The organism is Pseudalkalibacillus berkeleyi (assembly GCF_021608225.1).
Taxonomy (GTDB): Bacteria; Bacillota; Bacilli; order Bacillales; family Fictibacillaceae; genus Pseudalkalibacillus; species Pseudalkalibacillus berkeleyi.
Genome location: NZ_JAKIJS010000001.1, coordinates 2,545,430 through 2,570,384 on the forward strand (window position 1 = coordinate 2,545,430; position 24,955 = coordinate 2,570,384).

At 39.2% G+C, this 24,955-nt stretch carries 22 protein-coding genes; 5 read left to right on the forward strand and 17 right to left on the reverse strand.

Annotated features, from left to right (window positions below):
• Positions 1–225: 225 nt before the first annotated feature.
• The gene (locus L2716_RS13375) at positions 226–1,689 is read right to left on the reverse strand and encodes a S41 family peptidase (RefSeq protein WP_236337876.1); all 1,464 of its coding nucleotides are present in this window, start codon (positions 1,687–1,689) and stop codon (positions 226–228) included.
• Positions 1,690–2,065: 376 nt separating this feature from the next.
• Between L2716_RS13375 and L2716_RS13380 the strand changes: the two genes are divergently transcribed.
• The 5 genes from L2716_RS13380 (at position 2,066) to L2716_RS13400 (ending at position 7,752) form a co-directional block, all read left to right on the forward strand.
• The gene (locus L2716_RS13380) at positions 2,066–3,700 is read left to right on the forward strand and encodes a peptide ABC transporter substrate-binding protein (protein ID WP_236336405.1); all 1,635 of its coding nucleotides are present in this window, start codon (positions 2,066–2,068) and stop codon (positions 3,698–3,700) included.
• Positions 3,701–3,888: 188 nt separating this feature from the next.
• A complete protein-coding gene (locus L2716_RS13385) occupies positions 3,889–4,788 on the forward strand; it encodes an ABC transporter permease (protein ID WP_408005325.1) in 900 nt (299 codons plus the stop codon).
• A 26-nt stretch (positions 4,789–4,814) separates the two neighbouring features.
• Entirely contained in the window at positions 4,815–5,732 is a 918-nt protein-coding gene (locus tag L2716_RS13390; protein WP_408005326.1) for an ABC transporter permease, read from the forward strand.
• Between the two features lie 30 nt (positions 5,733–5,762).
• Positions 5,763–6,830 carry an ABC transporter ATP-binding protein gene (locus L2716_RS13395; protein WP_268963990.1) on the forward strand — a complete coding sequence of 356 codons (1,068 nt, stop codon included), beginning with the start codon at positions 5,763–5,765 and terminating at the stop codon, positions 6,828–6,830.
• Positions 6,817–7,752, forward strand: a complete 936-nt coding sequence (locus L2716_RS13400; RefSeq protein WP_236336427.1) for an ABC transporter ATP-binding protein — start codon at positions 6,817–6,819, stop codon at positions 7,750–7,752. Before L2716_RS13395 ends, L2716_RS13400 begins: the two co-directional genes overlap by 14 nt.
• A gap of 317 nt (positions 7,753–8,069) precedes the next feature.
• On the opposite strand, the gene L2716_RS13405 is transcribed toward L2716_RS13400, so the two are convergent.
• The 16 genes from L2716_RS13405 to prfB form a co-directional block, all read right to left on the reverse strand.
• A complete protein-coding gene (locus L2716_RS13405) occupies positions 8,070–8,864 on the reverse strand; it encodes a hypothetical protein (protein WP_236336430.1) in 795 nt (264 codons plus the stop codon).
• On the reverse strand, positions 8,861–9,880 hold the full coding sequence (locus L2716_RS13410; protein ID WP_236336469.1) for a polysaccharide deacetylase family protein: 1,020 nt from the start codon (positions 9,878–9,880) through the stop codon (positions 8,861–8,863). The genes L2716_RS13405 and L2716_RS13410 overlap by 4 nt, the downstream gene beginning before the upstream one ends.
• Positions 9,867–10,826, reverse strand: a complete 960-nt coding sequence (locus tag L2716_RS13415) for an NAD-dependent epimerase/dehydratase family protein (protein WP_236336471.1) — start codon at positions 10,824–10,826, stop codon at positions 9,867–9,869. The genes L2716_RS13410 and L2716_RS13415 overlap by 14 nt, the downstream gene beginning before the upstream one ends.
• On the reverse strand, positions 10,823–11,962 hold the full coding sequence (locus L2716_RS13420; RefSeq protein WP_236336473.1) for a glycosyltransferase family 4 protein: 1,140 nt from the start codon (positions 11,960–11,962) through the stop codon (positions 10,823–10,825). The genes L2716_RS13415 and L2716_RS13420 overlap by 4 nt, the downstream gene beginning before the upstream one ends.
• 15 nt (positions 11,963–11,977) lie before the next feature.
• Complete coding sequence (locus L2716_RS18415) at positions 11,978–13,159, reverse strand: O-antigen ligase family protein (RefSeq protein ID WP_236336476.1); 1,182 nt, start codon at positions 13,157–13,159, stop codon at positions 11,978–11,980.
• Entirely contained in the window at positions 13,156–14,463 is a 1,308-nt protein-coding gene (locus L2716_RS13430; protein ID WP_236336478.1) for a lipopolysaccharide biosynthesis protein, read from the reverse strand. Before L2716_RS13430 ends, L2716_RS18415 begins: the two co-directional genes overlap by 4 nt.
• Positions 14,464–14,513: 50 nt before the next feature.
• Positions 14,514–15,287, reverse strand: a complete 774-nt coding sequence (locus L2716_RS13435) for a tyrosine-protein phosphatase (RefSeq protein ID WP_236336479.1) — start codon at positions 15,285–15,287, stop codon at positions 14,514–14,516.
• 26 nt (positions 15,288–15,313) lie between these two features.
• Positions 15,314–16,681 (reverse strand): tyrosine-protein kinase domain-containing protein, encoded by a 1,368-nt coding sequence (locus L2716_RS13440; protein WP_236336489.1) that lies wholly within the window; start codon positions 16,679–16,681, stop codon positions 15,314–15,316.
• A gap of 323 nt (positions 16,682–17,004) precedes the next feature.
• The gene (locus L2716_RS13445; RefSeq protein WP_236336499.1) at positions 17,005–17,667 is read right to left on the reverse strand and encodes a sugar transferase; all 663 of its coding nucleotides are present in this window, start codon (positions 17,665–17,667) and stop codon (positions 17,005–17,007) included.
• Between the two features lie 152 nt (positions 17,668–17,819).
• The gene (locus L2716_RS13450; RefSeq protein WP_236336515.1) at positions 17,820–19,040 is read right to left on the reverse strand and encodes a murein hydrolase activator EnvC family protein; all 1,221 of its coding nucleotides are present in this window, start codon (positions 19,038–19,040) and stop codon (positions 17,820–17,822) included.
• Positions 19,041–19,107: 67 nt separating this feature from the next.
• Positions 19,108–20,004, reverse strand: a complete 897-nt coding sequence (gene ftsX, locus L2716_RS13455) for a permease-like cell division protein FtsX (RefSeq protein ID WP_236336524.1) — start codon at positions 20,002–20,004, stop codon at positions 19,108–19,110.
• Entirely contained in the window at positions 19,970–20,680 is a 711-nt protein-coding gene (gene ftsE / locus L2716_RS13460; protein ID WP_236336526.1) for a cell division ATP-binding protein FtsE, read from the reverse strand. The genes ftsX and ftsE overlap by 35 nt, the downstream gene beginning before the upstream one ends.
• A gap of 608 nt (positions 20,681–21,288) precedes the next feature.
• Complete coding sequence (locus tag L2716_RS13465) at positions 21,289–21,681, reverse strand: thiol-disulfide oxidoreductase DCC family protein (RefSeq protein ID WP_236336528.1); 393 nt, start codon at positions 21,679–21,681, stop codon at positions 21,289–21,291.
• A gap of 77 nt (positions 21,682–21,758) precedes the next feature.
• Complete coding sequence (locus tag L2716_RS13470; RefSeq protein WP_236336537.1) at positions 21,759–22,430, reverse strand: C1q-like domain-containing protein; 672 nt, start codon at positions 22,428–22,430, stop codon at positions 21,759–21,761.
• 131 nt (positions 22,431–22,561) lie between these two features.
• Positions 22,562–23,422 carry a YitT family protein gene (locus L2716_RS13475; RefSeq protein WP_236337878.1) on the reverse strand — a complete coding sequence of 287 codons (861 nt, stop codon included), beginning with the start codon at positions 23,420–23,422 and terminating at the stop codon, positions 22,562–22,564.
• A gap of 280 nt (positions 23,423–23,702) precedes the next feature.
• Positions 23,703–24,804, reverse strand: a protein-coding gene (gene prfB, locus L2716_RS13480) for a peptide chain release factor 2 (protein WP_236336548.1) whose coding sequence is annotated in 2 segments (ribosomal slippage) — positions 23,703–24,731 and positions 24,733–24,804 — 1,101 coding nt in all. Because the reading frame shifts where the segments join, the coding sequence is not laid out codon by codon here.
• Positions 24,805–24,955: the final 151 nt, after the last annotated feature.

Sequence of the window (24,955 nt, forward strand, 5' to 3'; positions counted from 1 at the left end):
GCTCCTCCTATACTCTTCGCCCGAGTTAAAGAAAACTTGACGAAACCAAGCTTAAGCGACGATTGTGTCCTAGTTGCCCTTATACTGAATTCGTAAACTTTCCCACTACGTCGAAGTCCACCATTTGTGGAAAGTTATAGCTTGTTCAAGTAACCCAAAAGAAAAACCGTAGAAGGGGTATCTTCTACGGATATATTCGACAGATATAGATTTTATCCTGCTCTTTTACTTGCCAAAGAGAACTTCTATCGCTGCTTTTAGCTGTTGATCATTCTTTCCACTATCAATCTTTTCTAGCAGCTTTGTTTGCATCATAGTAGCTGTTTCTTCGTCCACATTGCCAGATGCTTTAAGATCGTTTGCATTTTGGAATGCACGGACAGCAGTCTCTGTCTTTTCATCAAAATAACCATCATCACGACCTGGGTTAAACCCAAGACCCTTCAACATCGTTTGAACGTTTTTCACTTGTTCACCCGTCATATCGAACTTCAATGGTTTTTCAATCGTAATTGGGTTTGCCCGGTAGAAATCTGGTTGCTCGACTTTAATAGTCGGTTTAACACCCTTTTTATGAATCCAGTTTCCATCTGGCGTCAGCCATTTGAACATCGTCAGTTTGATGCTGCTTCCATCGTCCATTTCAACTGCCTGTTGTACAGTCCCTTTACCGAATGATTTCTCACCAACAACATCATAACCGCCTGCTTCTTTTAAGGCTGCTGCTAATATTTCTGAAGCAGAAGCACTTCCTCCGTCAATTAAAGCAACAATAGGGTAGTCTTTTTTACTCGTTTGATCTGAGAAAAACCGTTGCTTTTCTCCGGCTCTTGATTCAATTTGTACAATTGGATCGTCCTTCGTGATGAAATGCTGTGCAATTTTCTCTACACTTTGCAAGAATCCACCTGGATTACCACGAACATCAATGACAAGCCCATCAATATCCTTCTTTTCAAGTGCCTTCAACTGTTTTGCAAAGTCATCAGCTGTATTTTCAGAGAACGACGTAATCTTCAAGTGTCCGACTTTCTTACCGTCATCTTCAATTACTTCTGAGTAAACCGTTTCAATCGGAATCTTATCACGCTTTACATCTACTTGGAGCGTGTTGCTGACACCTGCTCTTTTCACTTCGAGCTTTACCGTTGTTCCTTTTTTACCTCGAATCTTTAAGACAGCTTCGTAAAGGTCTAAGCCTTTCGTACTCTTCCCATCAATCGATACGATTTGGTCATGCGGCTTCAATCCAGCTTTTTCGGCAGGTGAATCCTCGAATGGCGCAACGATGGTCACATATCCATCCATCATTGTCACCTCAGCACCGATCCCTTCAAATGAAGACTCGAGCGTATCATTGAATTGTTTAGCGGTGTTCGGATCCATGTAAACGGAATACGGATCATCTAATGTGTTCACCATCCCCTGAATGGCTCCGTCTAAGAGCTGTTGTTTGTCAACATCCTCTACGTACTGTTCAGAAATGAGTTTATACGTTTTTTCAATCTTTTCGAACTCTTCCTCGGATACTGAGGCACCGGCATTCAAATTCTTACCGTTTTCCGTTGCTTTCTCCAGTAGAGACTGCGTTTGTCCATCATCAGAAAACAAAGACATGCCAGCGTATGTACCACCTGCTCCAACTGCAAGTGATCCCGCAACTAATAACGCAGCCACTTTTCCTCTCACATTCATCTCTATCACCTCATTGTGTTTGCAGGAAAAGGCACCACACCTTCTAGATGCGATGCCTTCTCCTATGAGTAAGGTCCCCCTACGCTCCGTGCCGTTCGCTTACTCAATATACTATATGAACAGCTTGTATACTTTATGAATTCAATCTCTTCAATATTGTGTGAATTTTACTTCTTTTAGCTTACTACAGAACCCTTTATGAAACAACAATTCTAGCTTTTATTTCTCCATATTTTCTCAAATCAATGTGAAGTTCACAATATGCAAAATCCGACTTTTAAAATCAAGTTCAATTCATTTTTTGTGCATAGTACCTCCCCATTCAGAGAGATACTAAAGTGAAATGATTAACAAACATGGAGGTAATGACGTGTTCAAACAACGTAGATCTGAAAAGAAAAGTATTTTCACAGCATTTAGCCTTCTACTAACATTAGCGCTTGTACTAGCAGCTTGTGCCCCAGGTGGCGGCGATGGTGGTGGTGAAGGTGGAGAACAAAAGATTAGAGTCAATATCAACACTGAACCATTTTCATTGAATCCTGGTCTTGCAAACGATACGACGTCCGGAGGCGTACTCCTTCAAACGTTTGAAGGCTTAACACGAATAGGTAAGGACGGAAAGCCTGAAAATGCAATGGCAAAAGACGTTAAGAAATCGGAAGACTTGAAAAAGTACACATTCACAATTCGTGATGCAACATGGTCTAACGGTGATAAAGTAACCGCGCAGGATTTTGAATACGCATGGAAATGGGCCATCAATCCTAAGAACGAAGCACAGTATGCATATCAACTCTACTACTTAAAAAATGGTGAGTCGGTAAACATGGGCGAAACGCCTGTTGATCAACTCGGTGTAAAAGCAATCGATGAGAAGACGCTTGAAGTTACGTTAGAAAACCCAACACCTTATTTCTTAGAGCTGACGGCATTCTATACGTACTTCCCAGTCAACAGCAAAATCGCAAAAGAAAACCCAAAATGGTACACAGACGCAGGTGAAAACTACACGTCCAATGGACCATTTGTCATGAATAAATGGGCACACAACGACAAAATTATACTTAAAAAGAATAAAGAATATTGGGATGCAAAGGCTGTAAATCTTGAACAAATCGAGATGATTATGGTCAACGATCCTAATACAGAATTAAGCATGTTTGATAATGGTGAGCTGGACTGGGCGGGTTCTCCAATGGGTAACCTTCCAACAGAAGCAATCCCATCATTAAAAGATGAAAAACGCCTCAATATCGAACCGATTGCAGGTACGTATTGGTACAAATTCAACACATCGAAAAAGCCGTTCAACAACGTGAACATCCGTAAGGCATTTGCGTACTCGATCAACCGTGAAGCGATTGTTAATAACATCACCAAAGGCGGACAGATCCCTGGAATGGCAGCTGTCCCTCCAACCATGATCGAGGAAAATGAGAAGGGTTATTTCAAAGACAATGAAGTTGACGAAGCGAAGAAACTGCTTGAAAAGGGATTAAAAGAAGAAGGATACGGAAGCGTTGCTGATCTACCTGCGATTACACTCTCGTATAATACCGACGAGTCACACGCAAAGGTCGCACAAGCCATCCAAGATATGTGGAAAAAGAACCTTGGCGTTAATGTGAAGTTGAGTAACGCTGAGTGGAAGGTTTATATCGACAAATTACACAGCGGGAACTACCAAATTGGACGAATGGGTTGGCTTGGTGATTTCAACGATCCAATCAACTTCCTCGAGCTATATAAAGAAAAAGGCGGGAACAACGATACACGCTGGCACAATGATGAATTCGCTTCCCTACTTGAAAAGTCTGCAACAGAAACAGATGAAAAAGCACGTTTAAAAATGCTTAAAGACGCAGAAGAAATTTTAATGGACGAAATGCCGATTGCACCCATTTATTTCTACACGAACACATGGGTACAAAATGAAAACTTACAAGACGTGGTCCTATCAGGACTCGGAGACGCTCAGTTCAAATGGGCATCGGTTAAGTAAAGAAAACGTGAGGAATCGAAGCGACCTCGAGCACCTGTGCGCTGAAGCTAGACTTCTCTTCACTTTATCAGAAGTGTCAGGCTCCATTCAGGAACCCTTGAGTCCCAGGGGTTCCAAAAAGGTGCCTGACACCATCATTTAAGGAGGTGGTTCCGTTGTTCGTTTATATTTTGAAACGCATTTTATTTATGTTCATTTCTCTGTTCCTTATCATTACGGCGACTTTCGGGTTGATGCGTGCTGCTCCCGGTGGTCCTTTTACAGGTGAAAAAGAACTGCCCCCAGCCATAAAGGCGAATCTAAATGCTTTTTATGGCTTAGATCAGCCTTGGTATATGCAATATCTTGACTATCTCACTTCAATCGCACGATGGGATTTTGGTCCTTCTTTTACGTACAAAGGGCAAACGGTTAACGACTTAATTAACAACGGATTTCCAGTGTCTTTTTATCTCGGGATGGAAGCAATTCTCATCGCCGTTGCATTTGGCATTTTATTAGGAACAATTGCCGCTTTGAAACATAATTCATGGCAGGATTACGGCGCTATGATCATTGCCGTGCTTGGTATCTCAGTCCCTTCGTTCATCATCGCGTCTGTTTTTCAATATTTTCTTGCGATGCAGCTCGGATTATTTCCTGTCGCACGTTGGGATACATTCATGCATTCGGTGTTACCTGCATTCGCACTTGCAACAACGCCAATGGCCTTTATTGCCCGGCTAACACGCTCAAGCATGCTTGAAGTGCTCAGTAATGATTACATTCGTACAGCAAGATCAAAAGGTATCGGAAAGAATATGATCATACTGCGCCATACAGTCAGAAATGCGCTATTACCCGTTGTTTCTTATATGGGACCGCTCATTTCAGCGATTCTAACAGGGAGTTTCATTATTGAAAAAATCTTCGGAATCCCAGGACTCGGCATGCACTTTGTCACAAGCATCACAAACCGTGACTACACAACGATTATGGGTGTAACCGTCTTTTTCAGCGTATTACTACTCGTATCCATTCTCCTAGTCGATATCGCATACGGGCTCATTGATCCACGTATCAAAATTGCCGGGACGAAAGGAGATTAACACATATGCGACAAGACGAACTTAATATAGAAGACATACCAAAAGACTATTTGACGCTCGTTGATACGAAAGCAGATGATGCTGAAAAAATTACCCGTCCAAGCCTCTCCTTCTGGCAGGATGTGTGGAGGCGATTTCGTAAAAACAAGCTCGCTTTAACGGGTGTCGTCATCCTCATTCTCCTATTGTTAATGGCGATTATCGGACCGATGATTACACCTTACGACTATAGAACCAACAACCTTCAAGCCGTAAATGAAGCACCCAGTGCGGAACACTGGTTTGGAACCGATAACCTTGGACGAGATGTGTTCACCCGTGTATGGGAAGGTGCTCGAATATCTTTATTCATCGGATTTTCAGCAGCAATCATCGACTTGTTCATCGGGGTCATTTGGGGTGGTATTTCCGGATATAGAGGCGGACGATTGGATGAACTCATGATGCGAGCGGCCGATATTTTATGGGCAGTCCCTTACCTCCTTCTCGTTATCTTACTCATGGTTGTTTTAGAACCTGGACTGACAACGATGATCATCGCCATGACTATTACTGGATGGATCAACATGGCCCGTATCGTTCGTGGGCAAGTTTTACAACTGAAAAATCAAGAATTCGTCTTAGCCTCTCAAACATTAGGGGCCAAAACGAATCGAATCATGTCCAAGCATCTCATTCCTAATACGATGGGACCGATTCTTATTACAATGACGCTCACGATTCCGAATGCGATCTTTACTGAAGCATTCTTAAGCTACTTAGGATTAGGCGTTCCAGCACCACTTGCAAGCTGGGGAACGATGGCGAGTGAAGGACTTCCAGCAATGCGTTACTATCCTTGGAGATTGTTCTTCCCTGCGACCTTTATCAGCTTAACGATATTTGCCTTCAACGTGATTGGTGACGGTATGCGAGACGCTCTCGATCCGAAACTACGGAAGTAAAGAAAACGAGAAATGAAAGGAGTGAACCTTATGGATAAAGTTTTAGAAGTGAAAGATTTGGAAGTCTCCTTTTTCACACATGCTGGTGAGGTAAAAGCTGTGCGAGGCGTCAATTTCGAAGTGCGTAAAGGTGAAACACTCGCTATCGTAGGTGAATCTGGTTCTGGAAAAAGTGTAACAACCCAATCGATTATGAAACTGATTCCGATGCCCCCTGGTAAATTTGTCGGCGGCTCTATCCTTTTTGATGGGGAAGACCTCGTCCATAAATCCGATAAGCAAATGGAAGCCATTCGCGGAAAAGACATCGGAATGATTTTTCAGGATCCAATGACGTCATTAAATCCAACGATGAAAGTCGGAAAGCAAATTACTGAAGGCTTACAAAAGCATGAGAAAATCTCACAATCAAATGCGAGAAAACGCGCAATTGAGCTACTTGATAAAGTCGGCATACCTATGCCCGAAAAAAGAATCAACCAATACCCACATGAATTTTCAGGTGGGATGAGACAGCGCGCAATGATTGCGATCGCTCTTGCTACTAAACCTAAGTTGCTCATTGCCGATGAACCTACAACCGCGCTTGATGTAACCATTCAAGCTCAAATTCTAGAACTGATGAACGATTTGCAAGAGGAAATGGGTACTTCCATCATCTTCATTACCCATGACCTTGGTGTTGTCGCGAACGTTGCAGACCGCGTCGCTGTCATGTATGCGGGACAGATCATTGAAACAGGAACGGTAGACGAAATCTTTTACAATCCGAAACATCCATACACTTGGGGATTACTTGGCTCGATGCCTGATATGACAACTGAGGAAGAGGAATTGACAGCCATTCCAGGCTCACCACCGGATCTCGTCAATCCACCAAAGGGCGATGCATTTGCTCTCCGAAGTCCTTATGCGATGAAGATTGACTTTGAGTACGAACCACCGATGTTTCAAGTTTCTGAAACTCATTTTGCTAAGACGTGGCTCCTTCATAAGGACGCACCACAGGTCGAACCTCCAGAAATTGTGAAGAAACGAATGGTACATTTTAAAGAAAAACAAGGTCAAGAAAAAGGTGAACCGAATGGCAGCCGATAGAGAAAAGATTATTGAAGTAAAGAACCTATCGAAGCATTTCAAGACCGGTCGGGGGAATGTCGTCAAAGCCGTTGACGAGGTTTCATTTAACATATACAAGGGAGAAACATTCGGACTCGTTGGGGAGTCTGGTTCAGGGAAATCTACGACTGGACGAACGATCATTCGACTGTACGAAGCATCTGGTGGCGAAGTGATTTTCAAGGGTGAAAATGTTCACGGTAAGAAGAACTCAAAAGACATGTTGAAATTCAATCGTAAAATGCAAATGATTTTCCAGGATCCTTATGCTTCACTAAATCCGCGGATGACAGTTGCAGACATTATAGCAGAAGGCATCGACATCCATAAGCTAGCCAAAAATAAGTCTGAAAGAATGGAAAAAGTATATGATCTACTCGTCACTGTTGGATTGAATCGTGAACATGCCAGTCGCTATCCTCACGAATTCAGTGGTGGACAACGCCAAAGAATCGGAATTGCGCGTGCACTAGCTGTTGACCCAGAGTTCATCATTGCCGATGAGCCCATTTCGGCACTCGACGTGTCCATACAAGCTCAAGTCGTCAATTTAATGAAAAAGCTTCAAAAAGAAAAAGGACTGACCTACTTATTCATTGCCCATGACCTTTCGATGGTAAAATACATTAGCGACCGCATTGGAGTTATGTTCAACGGAAAACTCGTCGAACTAGCAGAAAGTGATGAACTATACCGAAACCCGATACACCCGTATACACAGTCGCTCTTAACTGCAATTCCGAGGCCAGATCCTGACTATGAACGAAACCGAAAGCGTACGCACTATAATCCAAAAGACCTGAACGTGAAAGAAGAAGATGTTTCATTTCGCGAAGTGACACCAGGACACTGGGTCGCATTGACTGATGAACAGTATGAACAAGTTGTAGAACGGACTTAACATGAGAGGCGTGACCCGAAAAAGCTTTTTCGAGTCACCCTTTTTTTATAAAAAAGTAGGTTCAAATCTTCATCAAATTGCATTTATCGTGCAAAGTTGGGATTTTATCGAGCAAAACTCGAAATTTATCGTGCAAAACTTCAAATTTATCGAGCAAAACTCGAAATTTATCGTGCAAAACTCCAATTTTATCGTGCATTTAGTATGTAAGTCCTAGTCGCGAGATCCTCCACCTGCAAGTTCCTTGGCACACAGTAGTAGAAAGATGCCCTTTTTTAATTAAGAAAACTCACACCAGAATTGGTGTGAGTTCTTCCTTACATATTAAATTGAATAAAGTCCGATCGTGCTTTCCATCTTTTGCTTAATGCGTACAATACTAAAGTTCCTAACAAGCTCTTCGCTTCATAACATTTGTATTCAATGACTTCTTCCCCGCCGAAACCTTTTTTAAAATAATCGATATTCTTTTCCTCGTCATTATCCTCTTGGGTTAAACCACAAAAATCATAAATTTGATACCCTTGATCTTTAAAGTACATCATATCTTGCCAATGTAGATGACGGTTGGCTCTACCAATAATACTTTTATCAATAGAATCATCTAACAGACGAGCTGAACAGGAGTAAATCATACAAGCTTTCACGCCATCAGTGGAGTATCCATGTGAGCTTAATAATCGACCGTTTTCATCCGTTACTCTCGTAATGACGAGCTGATTTTTGTCCCTCAATGAAATTAATTTACTAATATTGCACGAGCCAATTTTCTTTTCTTTTGCAAATTCATTAAAGAAGACGCCAAAGCTTTGAATATCGATATCACTCGGTATTTCAATGATCTCCACCTTCACATTGTCTCTTACAGCACGGTTTACTTGATAGCGTGTACTACGGTTCATTTCAGAACGAAGCTGCTCGGTACTTTTCGTCAAATCAATATGAAGTGTTTTAAAGCGTTTATGCAATGTCTTACTTACACCCTTTTTGATTACCTCAGGAAGTTGTGAATAGATGATGACGTCTGTTTTTTGTTGATGATCGATTTCATTTTCTCTTCCATATATATCTGTAATTCTCATAAACCCTTTTGACCAATTTACAGGATTCATTTACTCGCCTCCATTTGAAAGACTTTCGATTTCTCTTGATACACCTCGTTCATTGTTTTTGAAGTCATGCCATAATTCGTCTTTAGATCAGCATAATGCGTTAATACTTCACGAAGAAAATGCATGTTCTCCTTAAAATTCGCCCCAAAGTTGTGAGGGTGCCACCATATATGAAATACCTCTCCCTTTTTAGCTGCGTGTGTTAACCCATCCTTAATTCGCTTCAAACGCAAAGGTTCTAACATACGTAATTTTTTAGAATAAGGCTTTATTTGACGACTCGAAGGAACGTTTAAAGGTAATGGATTGTCTCTGTTCACTGTATACGTATGATGACCAGATATATTCACATACGTATCGAGCAAACGTAGCGCTCTTTTAATGTATTTACGTCGTTCGTTTGCGCTAATGTCGTAAAACCAAGATGATTCATTACCTCTATAGGTTGAAAGATTGTTTTCTCTACAAATCGCCAAATGCTCTTCATTGATTTGATTTTTAGGAAATACGATACTACTAATCGTGTGCCCATTTCGCCTGGAAATGTTCAATGCATTTCTTAAATCTTCTCTAAAAACATGTGTATTTTTATTTTCTAAGCTGTAATGGTGTGAATACGTGTGGGTAGCGATTTCTTGATGTGGGTAAGACGAGATTAGTCTAATTAATGAGGGTGCAAAATGAAATGGATCTTCTGACTGGATATTTTCTAGTTCCTTAATATATCTAGCTAAACTCATTCTAGCCTGCATGATAGATGACGCATTTTTCATTTCAGCTAAAAGCTCTTGTTTATTCTTATAATACATAAACCCAACAACCGCCCAAGTTGCATGGACATTGAATGTATTAAAGAGATGCAGAGTTTCCGGTACGTTTTTTTGAATACCAATAATATTATTTTGATAATCATCTCGATCAAAACCTTGATCCCATAAACCCCAAAATAATTCAAAATCAAGTGAGACGACGAGCGTGCCTGTTTTTCTATGTTGATTTATGTTATTTGACTTCACTTGATACATACCTTTCTTTCGACTCCGAATTATAGTTCATACTATAATAGTCCATCGTTTCTTTAAGGCCTTCTTCTAATAAGGTGTTAGGCTTCCAATCTAGAGAAAATTTTGCATGTTGGTTTGCTAAACAACTGTTTGGTATATCTCCTTCAACGACTTGCTCATATATATAATTAAATGGCTGTCTTGATAGCTTCGAAATGACTGAAGCTAGTTGTCGAACAGAAACTTCCTTACCTGAACTAATATTAATAATTTGATGATCCCCTTTGGTTAAGGCACGAATACAAGATTGTACAACATCTTTTACATATATGAAATCTCTCGTTTGTTCTCCATCACCAAAAATAATGATGGGTTTATTTTCAAGTTTATTAATAATGAATTTTGTAATAACCCCAGCTTGTCCGAGAGAGTTTTGTCTAGGACCATACACATTAGCGAACCTCAGAATACTATAATTGAGACCGAATCTTTTTTCATACATCGTTATATATCTTTCAGCCGACCATTTTGAAACGCCATAAAAGGATATAGGACTTAACGGGTGACCTTCTTGGATAGGTAGCAATTCAGGCACACCATAAATCGCTGCGGAAGACGCAAATATAATTTTAGACACACCTAACTCTACACAATAGTTTAAGATTTTAAGTGTCCCATTTACATTGGTGAAGCTGTCTTCTAATGGATTACGGTTTGAATGTTCAACAGATATTTGAGCTCCGAAATGATAAACAACTTCAGGTCTTTCGTGCACCATGACATCGTGAAGCCCTGGCTCATTGATATCCATATGATAGAAATTTGCCTCGGGTGAAACATTCTCCAGATCACCATTCACTAACGAATCAACCACAACTACTTTATGCCCTTGTTTAATCAACTCATCCACTAAGTGAGAACCTATAAAACCCGCTCCGCCTGTAACCATGATTTTCATATACTTTCCTCCCTTTTATGAAGTACAATTTGGTTTTTGGGAAAGGAGATTTTCTTATAATAATTTAATGTGTCCGAGAACATCCTGTCATAGGTGAACCTTTCTTCGTAACGCTTTCTACTGAACTCACCCATCTTCAACATCAGTTCTTGATTCGATATTAACGTTGATAGCTTAATAGCTAATGTATCAACGTCTCCTTCAGGAATTAAGTATCCATTCCAATTGTCTCTCACCATTTCTTTAACACCACCAACATTAGAAGCTACGATTGGAAGCCCACTGCGCATCCCTTCAATAATGCTGATTGGTAATCCCTCATGTTTGGACATTAATACAAAAATATCTGAGTCGTTAAGCACCTGATTGACGTGGCGTATAGCCCCCATAAATGTGACTCTGTCTGAAATCTTGCTTTTCTTTACTATACTTTTCATATCTGACAGTCTCGGTCCATCACCGACTAGAGAGAGTTTCCACCTCATATGACCCAGCTTCTCTAAAGCTTTAATGACAGTTAGATGATCTTTTGGATAAGCAAAACGAGCAACCATAACTATTGTTGGAGGACCCATATTCCTTTGAGATGATAAAGGTCTTTTGATATCCGGTATCCCATTATAAATAGTCTGTAATTTGTTTTCAGGTAAAATGTCATGCTGCAACGCTAATTGATAGTCGTAATCCGACACAGTTATTATCCCTTGAGAAATCCGCCCAATTAGTCTCTCTAAATATATGTACATCCTCCTTTTTCTTTCTGGAATTCCTTCTGAAAAGGACCAACCATGAGCAGTAAAAATAGTAGGGATTTTAAGCTGTTGTCCAAGAATTCTACCAATTACTCCAGCTTTAGTAGAATGAATAGCCAATAAATGAGGGTTAGCTTGCTTTAAAACTGACCGAATTTTATATAGTGCTCTCAAATCAAAATAAGGGTGAATGGTACGACGCAGTTCTGGAATTTCAATACATGCAATATTGTTTTGATTTAACTCATCAAACAATGGACCTTTTTCATTAGCAATGACGGTCACATGATGCCCTCTCCGTGCAAGCCCGATTGATAAATGAAGGAGATGTATCTGTGCACCACCAATATCATCCATACGTGTTATGAATTGAACAATTTTCATTTCTATTGCACCTCCCTATTTAATATCAACGGCAGATCGTGGATTAAGCTTGATAGATTCATTCCACCAAGGTAGTGCCAATAGTAACCAAAAGTGTCTCCAATGAATGGTGTCTACGAACAAACTATTCAATAAAATTCCTAGAATAGACGCTAAAATAATGACGAAAATCACTCGATCAGTGCCGTTCGTAGAGAAGATTTTCTGTACACATCTAATCATGCAAATGAATAAGAATCCTATAAAAGTGAGCAATCCTAGTAATCCATTTTCTAAAAATAATCGAATATATAAACTATGAGTGGAGTGATTAAATAGTAATTCTGTTTGACCCGCTCCAACCCCTAACGGACGATCGCTCCCTGTCGAAATGGCTGCTAGTTGGACATCAAACCGCTTTGTATCATAGCCTTGAACGCCAAACCGCTCTTGAAAAAGACCGACAAGATCAGAGGATGTACTAAGGTAAATTAGTAAAATTAATGAAAGAATGCTAACGAAAATGAAGGACACAAATCTTTTTTTCGGGTTTACTTTCACAAATAGTAAGTAAACGGCTGCACCTAAGACAAAATTGACCCAGGCACCTCGGGAAAAGCTTAAAATAATCCCCAAAAGTAATAATAAAAAAATAATGGCCCACATTGATACTGATCGAGAACCTTTTGATGTTTCTATTTTCGATAAAGCAAATAAGGCAGGTGCAATCAAAAAGGGACCGAAAACGTTAGGGTCTTTAAAAAATGATTTCACACGCCCTTCCATTAGTACCAATTCCTCTAAAGGAAGAACGTTGAGGTATCCAGCGAGACCGATGATCACCGAGAGAACTGCTGCAATGGTATAACCGTTAAATAAGACATCAATACCTTTTCGGTTAAATCTGGCTAACACCCCTGAAACACAAACCCAAGTAACCATCAAAAATACAGTGATAATTGTGTATTTAATAGAATGAACCGGATCGATCGCAATGAATACCGATAGTAAATTGCTTACAGTAAATATGGCTAAAAAGATGATCGCGACTTGCATATATGATGAGAAATATAGATATGACATATAGATCGATATGACAAATAATAAAATTATAGACATATCATACGGAGAAGGTTCAATAAACACGATAAAGCTTGATACCATTACAAATTGAAAGAGCTTAAAATAGATCGTTGGCACTTCCTGAACATGATTCACCCGATTCCATCAGCCCCTTTCAATTTCAATCTCATCGAATACCATGAGAAGTAAAGAAGAACAAGATATCCGATTGAAGCTGCAATACTTAATACTGCAATTGTTATGAATGTTGATTGTATAAAATAATGAGCTACAATAGCTGCACCTACAATAATGATTAATCTGATCGTTTCACTGATAATTTGCAGCCATTGACACTCGAGAACATAAAAGTTAATGAGCGTTGGTCCGGTGATAAGCTGGAATAAATAAAGTATGGCGAGAACTTGGACATAAGATCCTGATTCGGACCAATTATCTCCAAAGAACATTCCGAAAACCAATGGAGATAACAATGCGATACAACCTATTACAATAACGCCCAGCCAACTCATTTTCTTCAAAGTTTGCCAATACAATGATCTGAAGCTCTCATATGAAACTCTAGCTTGCTTCGTTGATTCTGATAAATACACCTGTTTCACTGAGAAACCGACTAGCGCATCAGGTAAAGTTAAGATTCTTTGAGCAAGCATGTACAACCCAGCAACCTTAGGACCGAAAGAAAACGCTACAAACAGTAAGGGCAAGTGTAAGCTTAATTCATTTATAATAGAAGAAATACTAGACACCATTGGAAATTTTTTATACCGTATGGAAACTTGTTTAAGTAGTTTTGGTGAAAATCCTTTGACCCCTTCTTTCAAATCTCTCCACATGCTCTTGCCAAGGAAACTGCTTCCTCCTACTCTACCCGCAACATCACCAACAACGAGACCTAGAGATCCGAAAGATAATAGACCGAACGTAAGTTGTCCTACTACTTGACTTATGTTCATCGTAACTTTCCCTTTTGTCATAGAAGGGTAAGACTCTTTTCTGATCAACCAGACATTGAATACTTGATAGGTGCCCAACCCTAGTAAACTAATAGGGATAAACAAAAGATTCATCCTAATATGGTCAACGTTCATCCAATTGGCAATAACATCTTGAAAATACAGTATGAAAATGAATACACTAATACTTACGCTTACGACAAATAGCATAGCTGTGCACAAGATATGAAAGGCATCACGATCACTTTCAGGATGCGGAATTGCCATTTCATATTGCATAGAAACAATTACCGAAAGACTAAAGAGAATCGCTAAATAAATGGAATAAAAACCAAATTGCTCAGGTGTATAAATACGTGTCAATACTGGCATAGCAAGAATAGCTACAAATTGAGAGAGCGCGGTCCCTGAGACAAGGATAGAAACCTTTTTGACAAAATCATTTGCGCTAAGTATATGAATAACCGGGTTCAGGATTCGCATTTTGTTCTCCTTTTTCGTTATGGGTAGTGAATCCAGTTAAGTTATTGGCATCATAGTAATCGAAAGACTTTTCGTTGTTTCTTAACTTGTTGAGGCTCTTTGATTTTAAATTCCCTCCCGGTTAGTACATGTTCTGCATTATTCATAAAATAAGATGAATACGGTCCTCCGAATTCCTTCTTAATCAACTTGTACGCTTCATGGATTTTGAAGGGACGCCTTGATGTATCATGTGCATCTGAAGCAATGAAGTGAACTAAGTTATGATGAATCATTTTCATTGCAGCCGATTGATTCCTTTCACCCATATCCCCTACAATGCTTCCAGCTGTAACTTGAGCTAATGTGCCTCTTTGGATAAAGGAATAAAGCCGATTCGGGTCCTTCCGAAATTCTGTATTACGTTCAACATGAGACAAAATCGGAATATATCCCATTAATTGAAGCTCAAAAAGTATGGATTCTGTGTAAATCGGCACCTGATTGCGCGGCAATTCAATAAGGACATAACGTCCGTTATTTAACGATAATAATTCTTGAGGATCTTTTTTCATATCTTGAAGAATGTTGCCATTCAAATGAATTTCCATACCAGGTACAATCGTTACGTTAATTCTCAGTTCCTGTAGCATCATATTTAACTTCTTTGTTTGTTCTAACACTTTAATTGGAGAGTTATGATATTGATCGTTTTTATGGTGTGGAGTGGCAATGATATGTGTAATGCCCGCTTCTACTGCACTACGAGCCATGAGAAGTGATTCGGACAATATTTCTGGACCATCATCTAACCCATGTAAGATATGGTTATGAATATCGATCATTCAGTCTCTCTCCCTCTGTTCATGTTTTAATAATAGTAATATTGGCTCTGATTAATTGACTTGTCTTTATTTAAAACAACACCGACGATGTTGCCACCCATTCTTTGAATTTTGCTTAGGCTTTTAGAAGTCTGATTATATTTTGAATTCTGGGCATCGACAACGAACAGGCAGTCATTCACTTTTGATGATAAGATGATTGGGTCTGAGACGATCAGCGGTGGACTGTCAATAATGATGACGTCATATTCTTCCTTCAAATCATTTAACAGTTGATCCATATTCTTAGATGAAAGAAGCTCTGATGGATTTGGGGGGATCGGTCCTGAACCGATAAAACTAAGGTTCGGAATTTCTGTTGTAGAAATGACGTCATTCAACGATGCATAACCAGTTAAATATGATGTCATTCCGTGTCTTTTCGTTTGTTCAAATATCGTGTGACCATTTGGCCTTCTTAAGTCTCCATCGATATATATGGTTTTTTGATTATCCATAGCAAAGATAATCGCTAGGTTTGCACTCGTTAGTGATTTTCCTTCACCAGAATTCGTGCTCGTTACCATTAATGCTGTGGTATCCGAATCTGTAGAATGAAATTGAAGGGAAGTCCTCAATGTTCGGTAAGCTTCTGCAATAGGAGATAAATTGCTTCCTTTATGGATGAGGTTCACATATGGCTGATCTATTGAAGCAGCAACCTCTTCCTTCGACTTTTCAAAATACGGTATAACAGCAAGCACTGTTACAGATAGTAACTTTTCCACAATAGGCTCTGAATGGAGTTTAGCGTTAAAATATTTCTTAGTCAGAATGAATGTACATCCTAATATGAGACCGATTAGAACGGAGATTGCGCCGTTTAATATAGGTTTCGGTCTGACTGGTTTTTGATCTGGCAATACGACTGCTTTTGAAAGGATATGAACATTATCGGTATTCATTACTTTCTTGATTTCTGTTTGGAACGTGTCTGCAACTGAATTCGCGATTTTCGATCCTGTTACAGGGTTTGTATCTTCTACTACAATTGAGATAATTTGAGAATTCTCAAATGTCGTTACATTTGTCTTTTTAATTAACTTTTCGCTTGTCATACCGTTTCCGATTTCTGCTGCAACTAAATCCATAATTCTTGGACTTTCAATCATAAAGCGATACGTTTCAATTAACCTTAAATTGGTTTCAATATCATTAGAAGAGACTCTTAAACCTTCCTCGGTCGGATTGGTCCGGTTGACTAGTAAATCCGTTTTTGATTGATAAATAGGCTGTAATAGGAAAAATGTTAAACCCATACCGATCAATGTAGAAACAATCGTGAAAATAAGGATGACCCTATAATTCGCCTTTAATTCATCTAATAATTTACGTGCATCAAATTCTTGATCCATAAATTGATCCTCCTTATTTTTATAGAAGGACCGGATTGTCCAAATGTTAGATGAGGACAACCCGTTCACTCTTTACTCATTTATCTTATGTTGGTCAATTAGGATAAATAACAACTTATTATTGGTCATTTTGAACAACGTAAAACCAAAAAAATACTACACCTGTTTTCTGATAAAAATTTCCTTTACCAATAGTGTACGTCGGACTCATTATTTACTTTATAGGTCTTTCTGTCGATAAGTAGTTTTATTGTACCACCAAAATCATGTTATATCTATACTTTTTTGAATTATGTGATAATATTCAATAGATATTTAGATATTTAATATGAACCTTTGCCCGACAGAACTTGAAAGATCGTTTTCCATAGGATTATTAGATCTAGTTTCAGGGACCAATTCCGAACATAATAAAGATCGAACTTAATTTTTTCGCCATGGTTAATTGTGGAACGACCATTTATTTGGGCATATCCTGTGATACCAGGTTTACATGATAGTCGACTTCTTTGGTAATCCGAATAAAACTGAGTAATTTGTGGAATTTCTGGTCTAGGTCCAACCAAACTCATTGTTCCTAACAGAACATTAATAATTTGAGGAAGCTCATCCATGCTCGTTCTTCTTAATACTTTTCCGATTTTGGTGATGTTCGGATTTTCTTTACCTTTAAACACAAATTCGTCTGGAACGCCGTTCTCCCAAGAATAGTTATGGTTGTTTTTCTGAAGTGAATTTTTGTTTGTCATTGTCCTAAATTTGTAAATTTTAAAAGGTTTATTATTCAATCCGCTCCGAGTTTGAACAAAAAAGATCGGTCCACCATCAAGTAGAAATATCACCAACATGATCAAGAAGAAAATCGGTGAAACTACAATAAAGATCAAACTCCCTAAAACGATGTCAATGATTCTTTTGTACACGAGCAACGAATGATCCAATTTACGAATGGGATACGTAACATTCGCCACCTTGTTTCTTTCCATAGCTTGTCCTCCTTAAGTGAAATTCCCCCTACTCCTAGTCTTCAAGTAAACTATATTCGCTTCCTATCAACATATTCCTTTTTATAATCTGTCAATTATGTAGAAAAAAGAGCAATCCTTAGTAGGAATTGCTCTTTTTAATACTATGATTTTTAGAAGAATCTTTGAGGATCTATAGCGTTTGATTTGCTAGAGTTCCATTGACCTTTATGGATTTCAAAGTGTAAGTGTTGACCAGTTGAACGGCCTGTATTCCCCATGATTCCAATTTGCTGTCCTTTTTTTACAGATGCACCATTTCCAACTTGACGATTTCTCAAATGAGCATAAACAGTTGTATAGGTCTGTCCATTGATATTGTGGGCAATAAAGACTACGTTTCCATAACTACTAGAGTAGTAGGATTTAATAACCGTACCAGATGCTGATGCAACAATTGGAACTGTGCCACCACGAGCCAAATCTATACCCGCGTGTTGTTTACCCCAACGAGATCCAAATCCAGAAGTAATTCCTGCATTCGCCGGCTTCATGAACATACCACCTGTTACAGAAGGTGCGGATGCACTGGAACCAGATGATGAGCTCTTAGCTGCTTCTCTTGCTTGACGGCGCTTTTCTGCTTCAAACGCAGCTTGTTGTTTCGCTAAAAGATCACCTTCATTTTCTAGTTTACCTAACTCTTGATGCATATGTGCTTCTTCTTCTTCTAGATCACTAAGCAGTGCATTCTTTCGCTCAACTTTTTGATTTAGACTTGCTTTTAAACTCTCAAGCTCTTTCATTTGCTTGTTCAATGTTTCAAGTTCACTCTCAACTTCAGCTTTTTTATCTTCTAGAGCTTGTTTATCGGCTTTATGCGCCTCAAGAATCTCTTTATCTTGAGCAGCAATTTGGTTTAATGCAAATACACGGTCTAGGAAATCACCAAAGTTGCTTGATCCGAGCAGAACTTCAATGTATTGGACAGAACCACCGTTTTCGTACATTGCTTTCACACGGTCTTTCAACATCTTATCACGTTCAGCAATTCGCTTTTTTATAACAACAATTTCTGCCTTCAGTTTTTCAATATCTTCTTTCGTTTTGGCTATATCTTTTTCTTTCTGATCAATTTGATTTTCTGCATCTGAAACTTGTTGGTCGAGCTTTTCAATTTCTGCATTTAATAGATCTTGGTCATGCTTAATTTTTTCAATTTCTTCTTTTGCTTTTTCTTGTGCTGATTTATTTTTATCGCTTTTCTTTTTTACGTCATTAATTTTATCATTTAGTGAATTTGCGGATGCTACATCATTAGTTCCTGTCAGGCCTGGATACCCTCCAAGCAAAAGGCTTAGTGATGCAACCGCGACAATTATTTTCTTTTTCAATCGTACATCCCCCAATCAAATCTTTTTATGTATACCAGAAAGTCTGTAACGACTTCCTGGTTTTCAGTTATACTTTCAAGAATTTACGGACAGAAGTTAAGCTCCCCCACACGCCAATGAAAGCACCTATGACGATTAAGAGTCCAGCAAGCTGGAACATTAACGGATAAACTGGTAGGAGCTGAATGAAGACTGTCTTTAAGTTCATACTGACAGCATCATAAACGAATTGATAAGCTAGTATTAACAGACCAATCGGAACCAGTGATCCTAGCACGCCTAGCAATAGCCCTTCAACAAAGAACGGACCTCTTATGAAAGAGTTGGTAGCACCTACTAGTTTCATAATCTCAATTTCACGACCTCTTGTAACGATCGTGATTTTAATTGTATTCGCGATCAAGAACATCGCAGTAAAGAGAAGGCCTACGATTAATATGAGCCCGATATTTCGAGCAGCATCAGTCACTTTAAAAAGTTTCTCAACGGTTCCCTTACCGTATTCAACCTTCGTGACACTTTTCATGCCTTCAATTTTATTGGCTACAACTGGTGTATCTTGCGGCTTTTTCGTTTTGACCGCAAAAGCATCAGGTAGAGGATTCTCTGTCTCTAGAGATTCAAACACTTTCCCTTCATCTCCGAGAGAGTTAATTAAATCCTTTAATCCTTCATCCTTTGGTACAAATCGAACATCGTTCACTCGATCGATTTTGCTCAGCTTTTCTTCAATTTGCTGATGCTGTTCTTGTTTTGTTGTTTTATCGAGATACACTCTAATTTCAACATCATCTTCAATTTGTGAAGCGATGGAATTAATATTTAAAAGTAACACGAGGAATACGCCTACTAATAATAGAGTCACTGTTACTGCACTAATCGATGCAAATGACATCCAACCGTTTCTTCCAAGGTTTTTGAATCCTTCTTTAATGTGTCGAGATAGGGTTCGCATCTTCCTCATAACCGTAGACACCCCTTTTCTCATCACGTACGATTCGTCCACCTTCGATGGCGATCACCCGTTTTTTAATTGTGTTTACAATCTCTTTATTGTGGGTAGCCATAACTACAGTTGTCCCACGATTTGTGATTTCTTCAAATACTTCCATAATTCCCCAAGCTGTGTCTGGATCAAGGTTTCCAGTAGGCTCGTCTGCAATTAAAACGGGCGGCTTGTTCACAATGGAGCGCGCAATTGAAACACGTTGCTGCTCTCCTCCAGATAATTCATCAGGGAGAAACCGCGCTTTATTCTTGAGACCAACGAGTTCAAGTGTTTCCATCACTTCTCGTCGAATGACTTTTGGAGACTGCTCAATCACCTCAAGAGCAAACGCTACATTTTCATATACTGATAGTTTCGGTAGAAGTTTAAAGTCTTGGAACACGACGCCAATTTGTCTTCTTACGTAAGGGATTTTGCGTTCCTTTACTTTTGTTAAACTCTTACCATTTATAATAATGTCACCTTTTGTCGGTTTCTCTTGGCGGAACATACATTTTATGAATGTTGACTTTCCCGCACCACTTGGTCCGACAACATAGACAAAGTCACCTTTTTCGATATGGACATCTATCCCGTTCAATGCCATCACACCGTTGGGGTAAGTTTTCCATACATCTATCATTTCGATCAAACTAAATCACACCCTATGTTGTTTCTTTTGAAGTCTATTCTAAGTAGAGTATCTTTATATCAAAGTATTCTAGTATATTTAGTCGTAATATTTAGCACAAGATTAATTATAACATCTTGATTCGGCAAAATAACCCAAAATCATATTACATTTTTGTTTCAAAGTATGACGAAATATATCATATACTCGTTTGCTCACTCGATATTCTTCGACAGGTTTCTCGCATTATTGTACTTTTCTCCATTACTTGATTATATCCTTCTTAAAATTAGTAATAAAGTACAAGGAACTCAGAATTATACAGTTATAAATAACCAGAAAATTAAAAATCGCGATTGGAATTAGATGAAATTAGACCTATGTAATATCATATTTACCCATTGTGACATCGTACTTTTTACTACTATTTCAATTTTTGACAAATTATTAGGGATTGAAGCACGTAAAGAAGTGAATTATGGCAGAATATCATAAGAACAGATTATATCCTTTAAGGTTTACGAGGATAGGCATATGAAGGGGTATTACTTTTGTTTAATGAAGCAATTTCCATGTTAAAGGTCACTTTAAAGTTTGCTCTTAGAATGAAGACACATGAACCTTCCTCTCTATTGTAAGAACCGTTTTTTTATATCAGGAGTTGGCATCATGCATTCATTTCGTTTTCCAAACCATTTATAACGATTCTTAGCGACATAATTGTATAGAGCATCCCTTAAAGGTCTTGGTATGATGAGTAGAACAGTGAGTAGTTTCCAAAAGCCTTTTAATTTCCTACAAATTCGTAACGCCGCACTTGATTGTTGATAGACCTTGGCATTTTGTATAAGTACTATACTATTGAATGACTTCGGTAGATCATAAGTTTGTAATAGCTCAGACCCGACTTTACTCTGAAGTGCTGCAAATTTGAAATGTCCTTTCGGATCTCGGTCAATAATGAACTGAACCGCACCATTACAAAGGTTACACTCACCATCAAATAGTAAGATGTCATTCATTTGATACACCCCTTTCAGATGAACCTAGTATACCATTTGAAAATGACGACAAAAAACCTCTTGATCGGATCAAGAGGTTAAAAAATCAAGCCTGCTTCAAAATGTGTGAAACGGTTTCCGATGATCGTCGTTACATTCCTACTTGAGGACTGGAGTTGTATTGATATCGTTTGTCCAGCTGTCAATCTGATGATTGTGCACCCCTGCACTTTGTCTGTCGTTCCTGGATTGGAAACTGCAAAGTCCAAATCTGTTACAGCAGCTCCATTACTACTGTTAAGAATCAATCGTACGTTCGTTGGAGCTTGTCCTCCTCCAGTAGCGACCGAATATTCAACACTCGAACAGACTGAATAGGTACCTGTTTGGGGCGCTGTGAATGTTGATGTTGCAGGGTTATATCCATTTGCTAAATCAAATGCTTCTGTTTCAAAGGTGACGGTTTGCGGTGTATTGTTCCCAAGAATCGTTTGAGCTACACTGTCAAACGCACGAAATGCTGTATCTGGAGGTGGCGGTCCAGGTGGTCCTTGTGGTCCCTCTGGACCTTGGGGGCCTTCTGGACCTTGGGGACCTTCTGGACCTTGGGGACCTTCTGGGCCTTGGGGGCCTTCTGGACCTTGGGGGCCTTCTGGACCTGGTGGACCTGGTGGACCTGGTGGGCCTGGTGGGCCTTCACCTCTTTGTATAATGACACAGCACTCGTTATTGGATGTACAACCTTTACAATTACAATACTTCCTTTTCATAAATACACATCCTAATAAACTAGTAATAGTTCATTATATGCTGTGGAACCCTTCTTTACATGAGCTTATGCCTAGGACAAGCTATAATTGGGTGTTGGTCTGCATAAATAAAAGACTCCCAAATGGAGTCTTTACGATTGACTGAATCCTTCGCCAAGTACCTCATGTGCATTCACGATAATAATGAAGGCAGCTGGATCCACTTTTTTCACTTGTTGTTTTAGACGTGTCACTTCAAACTGCTCAACAACGCACATGAGCATCGGCCTCTTATTGTCTGTAAAACCTCCCGTGGCAGAAATTCGTGTTACACCACGATCGATTTCTCTAAAGATTTCATCACGTACATCATCTTCATGTTCTGTAATGATATACGCCATTTTTGAGTAGCCGAGCCCCATTTGAACGACATCAATCGTTTTTGCGGTCAAAAACATACCGATCATTGCATAAAGCGCTTGTTCAATTGAGAAAACGAATGCCGAGGTTGTCACAATTGCACCGTCAATGCTTAAGATACAAAGGCCAAGTGACATGCCCGTATACTTATGGACGATTTGTGCTGCCAAATCAATTCCGCCTGTAGACGCTTTTCCTCGAAACACGATTCCTAGACCTAAACCTACACCAAGTCCTCCAAACAATGCACCGAGAAGAGGGTCATTCGTAATTGGCTCCGCTCCTTCTGAAAGAAAGACGACAAAAGGTAAAAACAATGTACCAACTAGTGTTTTAACGCCGAAATTTTTCCCGAGAATGACTACACCAGCTATGAATAGTGGAATGTTAAGTGACCACTGTACAATCGAAGGCATCCAGCCAAACAGATTTTTTAAGATTAAACTGATCCCGACTACACCACCAGAAGCGATGTTATTTGGGGCTAAAAACAAATTGAATGCTAAGGCAACGAATGCCGAGCCTATCAACACAAATATATAATCTAATAGAATTAATAACTTAGGATTTACTTTATTACGTCGAACAGCCATCATCATTTTGTACCACTCACTTTATGTAAAAGTAATATTTGGTAGAATATAACCTTGAAAAGTATATCACTACCCTAGGTTTAAGTAAATTTTCCGATTATTAGGACTAGTCCGTCGATAAACTTAAGCGTGACAAGGTATATGAGGCTTTTGAATGAAGGATTCGACAGTGTTCACAAATCGTCAAACAAATGTTTGTTTGACACTGCACACTCGCTGTATGTGTGCGGCAAAACTAATAGGGACAACGGTTTCCCGTCATCCCCACTTTACACTTCTCTTATTTTATTTTTGAACGAAGATAAGCATCAATGAACGGATCAATGTCCCCATCCATGACACCATTGATATTTCCAACCTCTACATTTGTCCGGTGATCTTTAGCCATGCTATAAGGATGGAAGACATATGAACGGATTTGACTGCCCCATCCGATTTCTTTCTGTTCCCCGCGAATTTCATTGAGCTCAGCTTGTTGCTCTTCAATTCTTCGTTGGTATAGCTTCGCTTTCAACATTTTCATAGCACGATCACGGTTTTTTATCTGTGAACGTTCCGTTTGGCAAGAAACAACTGTATTCGTTGGGATATGTGTCATTCGAACGGCTGAATCCGTCGTGTTGACATGCTGACCACCAGCTCCACTTGCACGATACGTATCAACCTTAATTTCATCTGGCTTTAATTCAATTTCGATATCGTCACTCAGCTCTGGCATAATCTCACATGATACAAATGAAGTATGCCTTCGACCTGAAGAATCAAACGGTGAAATTCGCACAAGTCGGTGTACACCTTTTTCAGCTTTTAGGTAACCGTACGCATTATGACCTTTAATCGCCAACGTAACACTTTTGACTCCTGCTTCATCACCAGGTAGATAGTCTAACGTCTCAACCTTATAGCCTTTATTCTCAGCCCAACGTGTGTACATACGCAATAACATAGATGCCCAGTCTTGAGACTCTGTACCACCTGCACCTGGGTGAAGTTCCAAGATGGCATTGTTTTTATCATGCGGCTCACTAAGAAGAAGGGTTAGTTCAAAGTCTGAAAGCTGTTTAGAGAGCTCTTTCAATTCGTTTTCAAGCTCGCTTTGTAGATCAGCATCCTCTTCCTCTTTCACAAGTTCATAAGAAACTTCTAAGTTTTCATAGGTTTCGTTCAGCTCATGGAATTCATTAACGACATCTTTCAATCCATTTGCTTCATTAATAACTGTCTGCGCATTGTTTTGATCGTCCCAAAAATCAGGAGATGTCATTTGCTCTTCCAAAACAGCAATGCGTGCCTCTTTATTGTCTAAGTCAAAGAGACCCCCTAAAGTCTTGTATTCGTTTCTCCATAGCCGATAACTCGTGCTTAATCTCCACTAATTCCATAATCGAACTCCTCTTTTATATGGTTGATGTGTCAGTCATCAATTCACAACCGTTGATATGAATGGGTTGACGATCGGTACCCGACACTTTTTAAGTCATAGAATCTGTTAAATGCAGCAATCACTAACATATCCAAATCATAAAAGAAAAC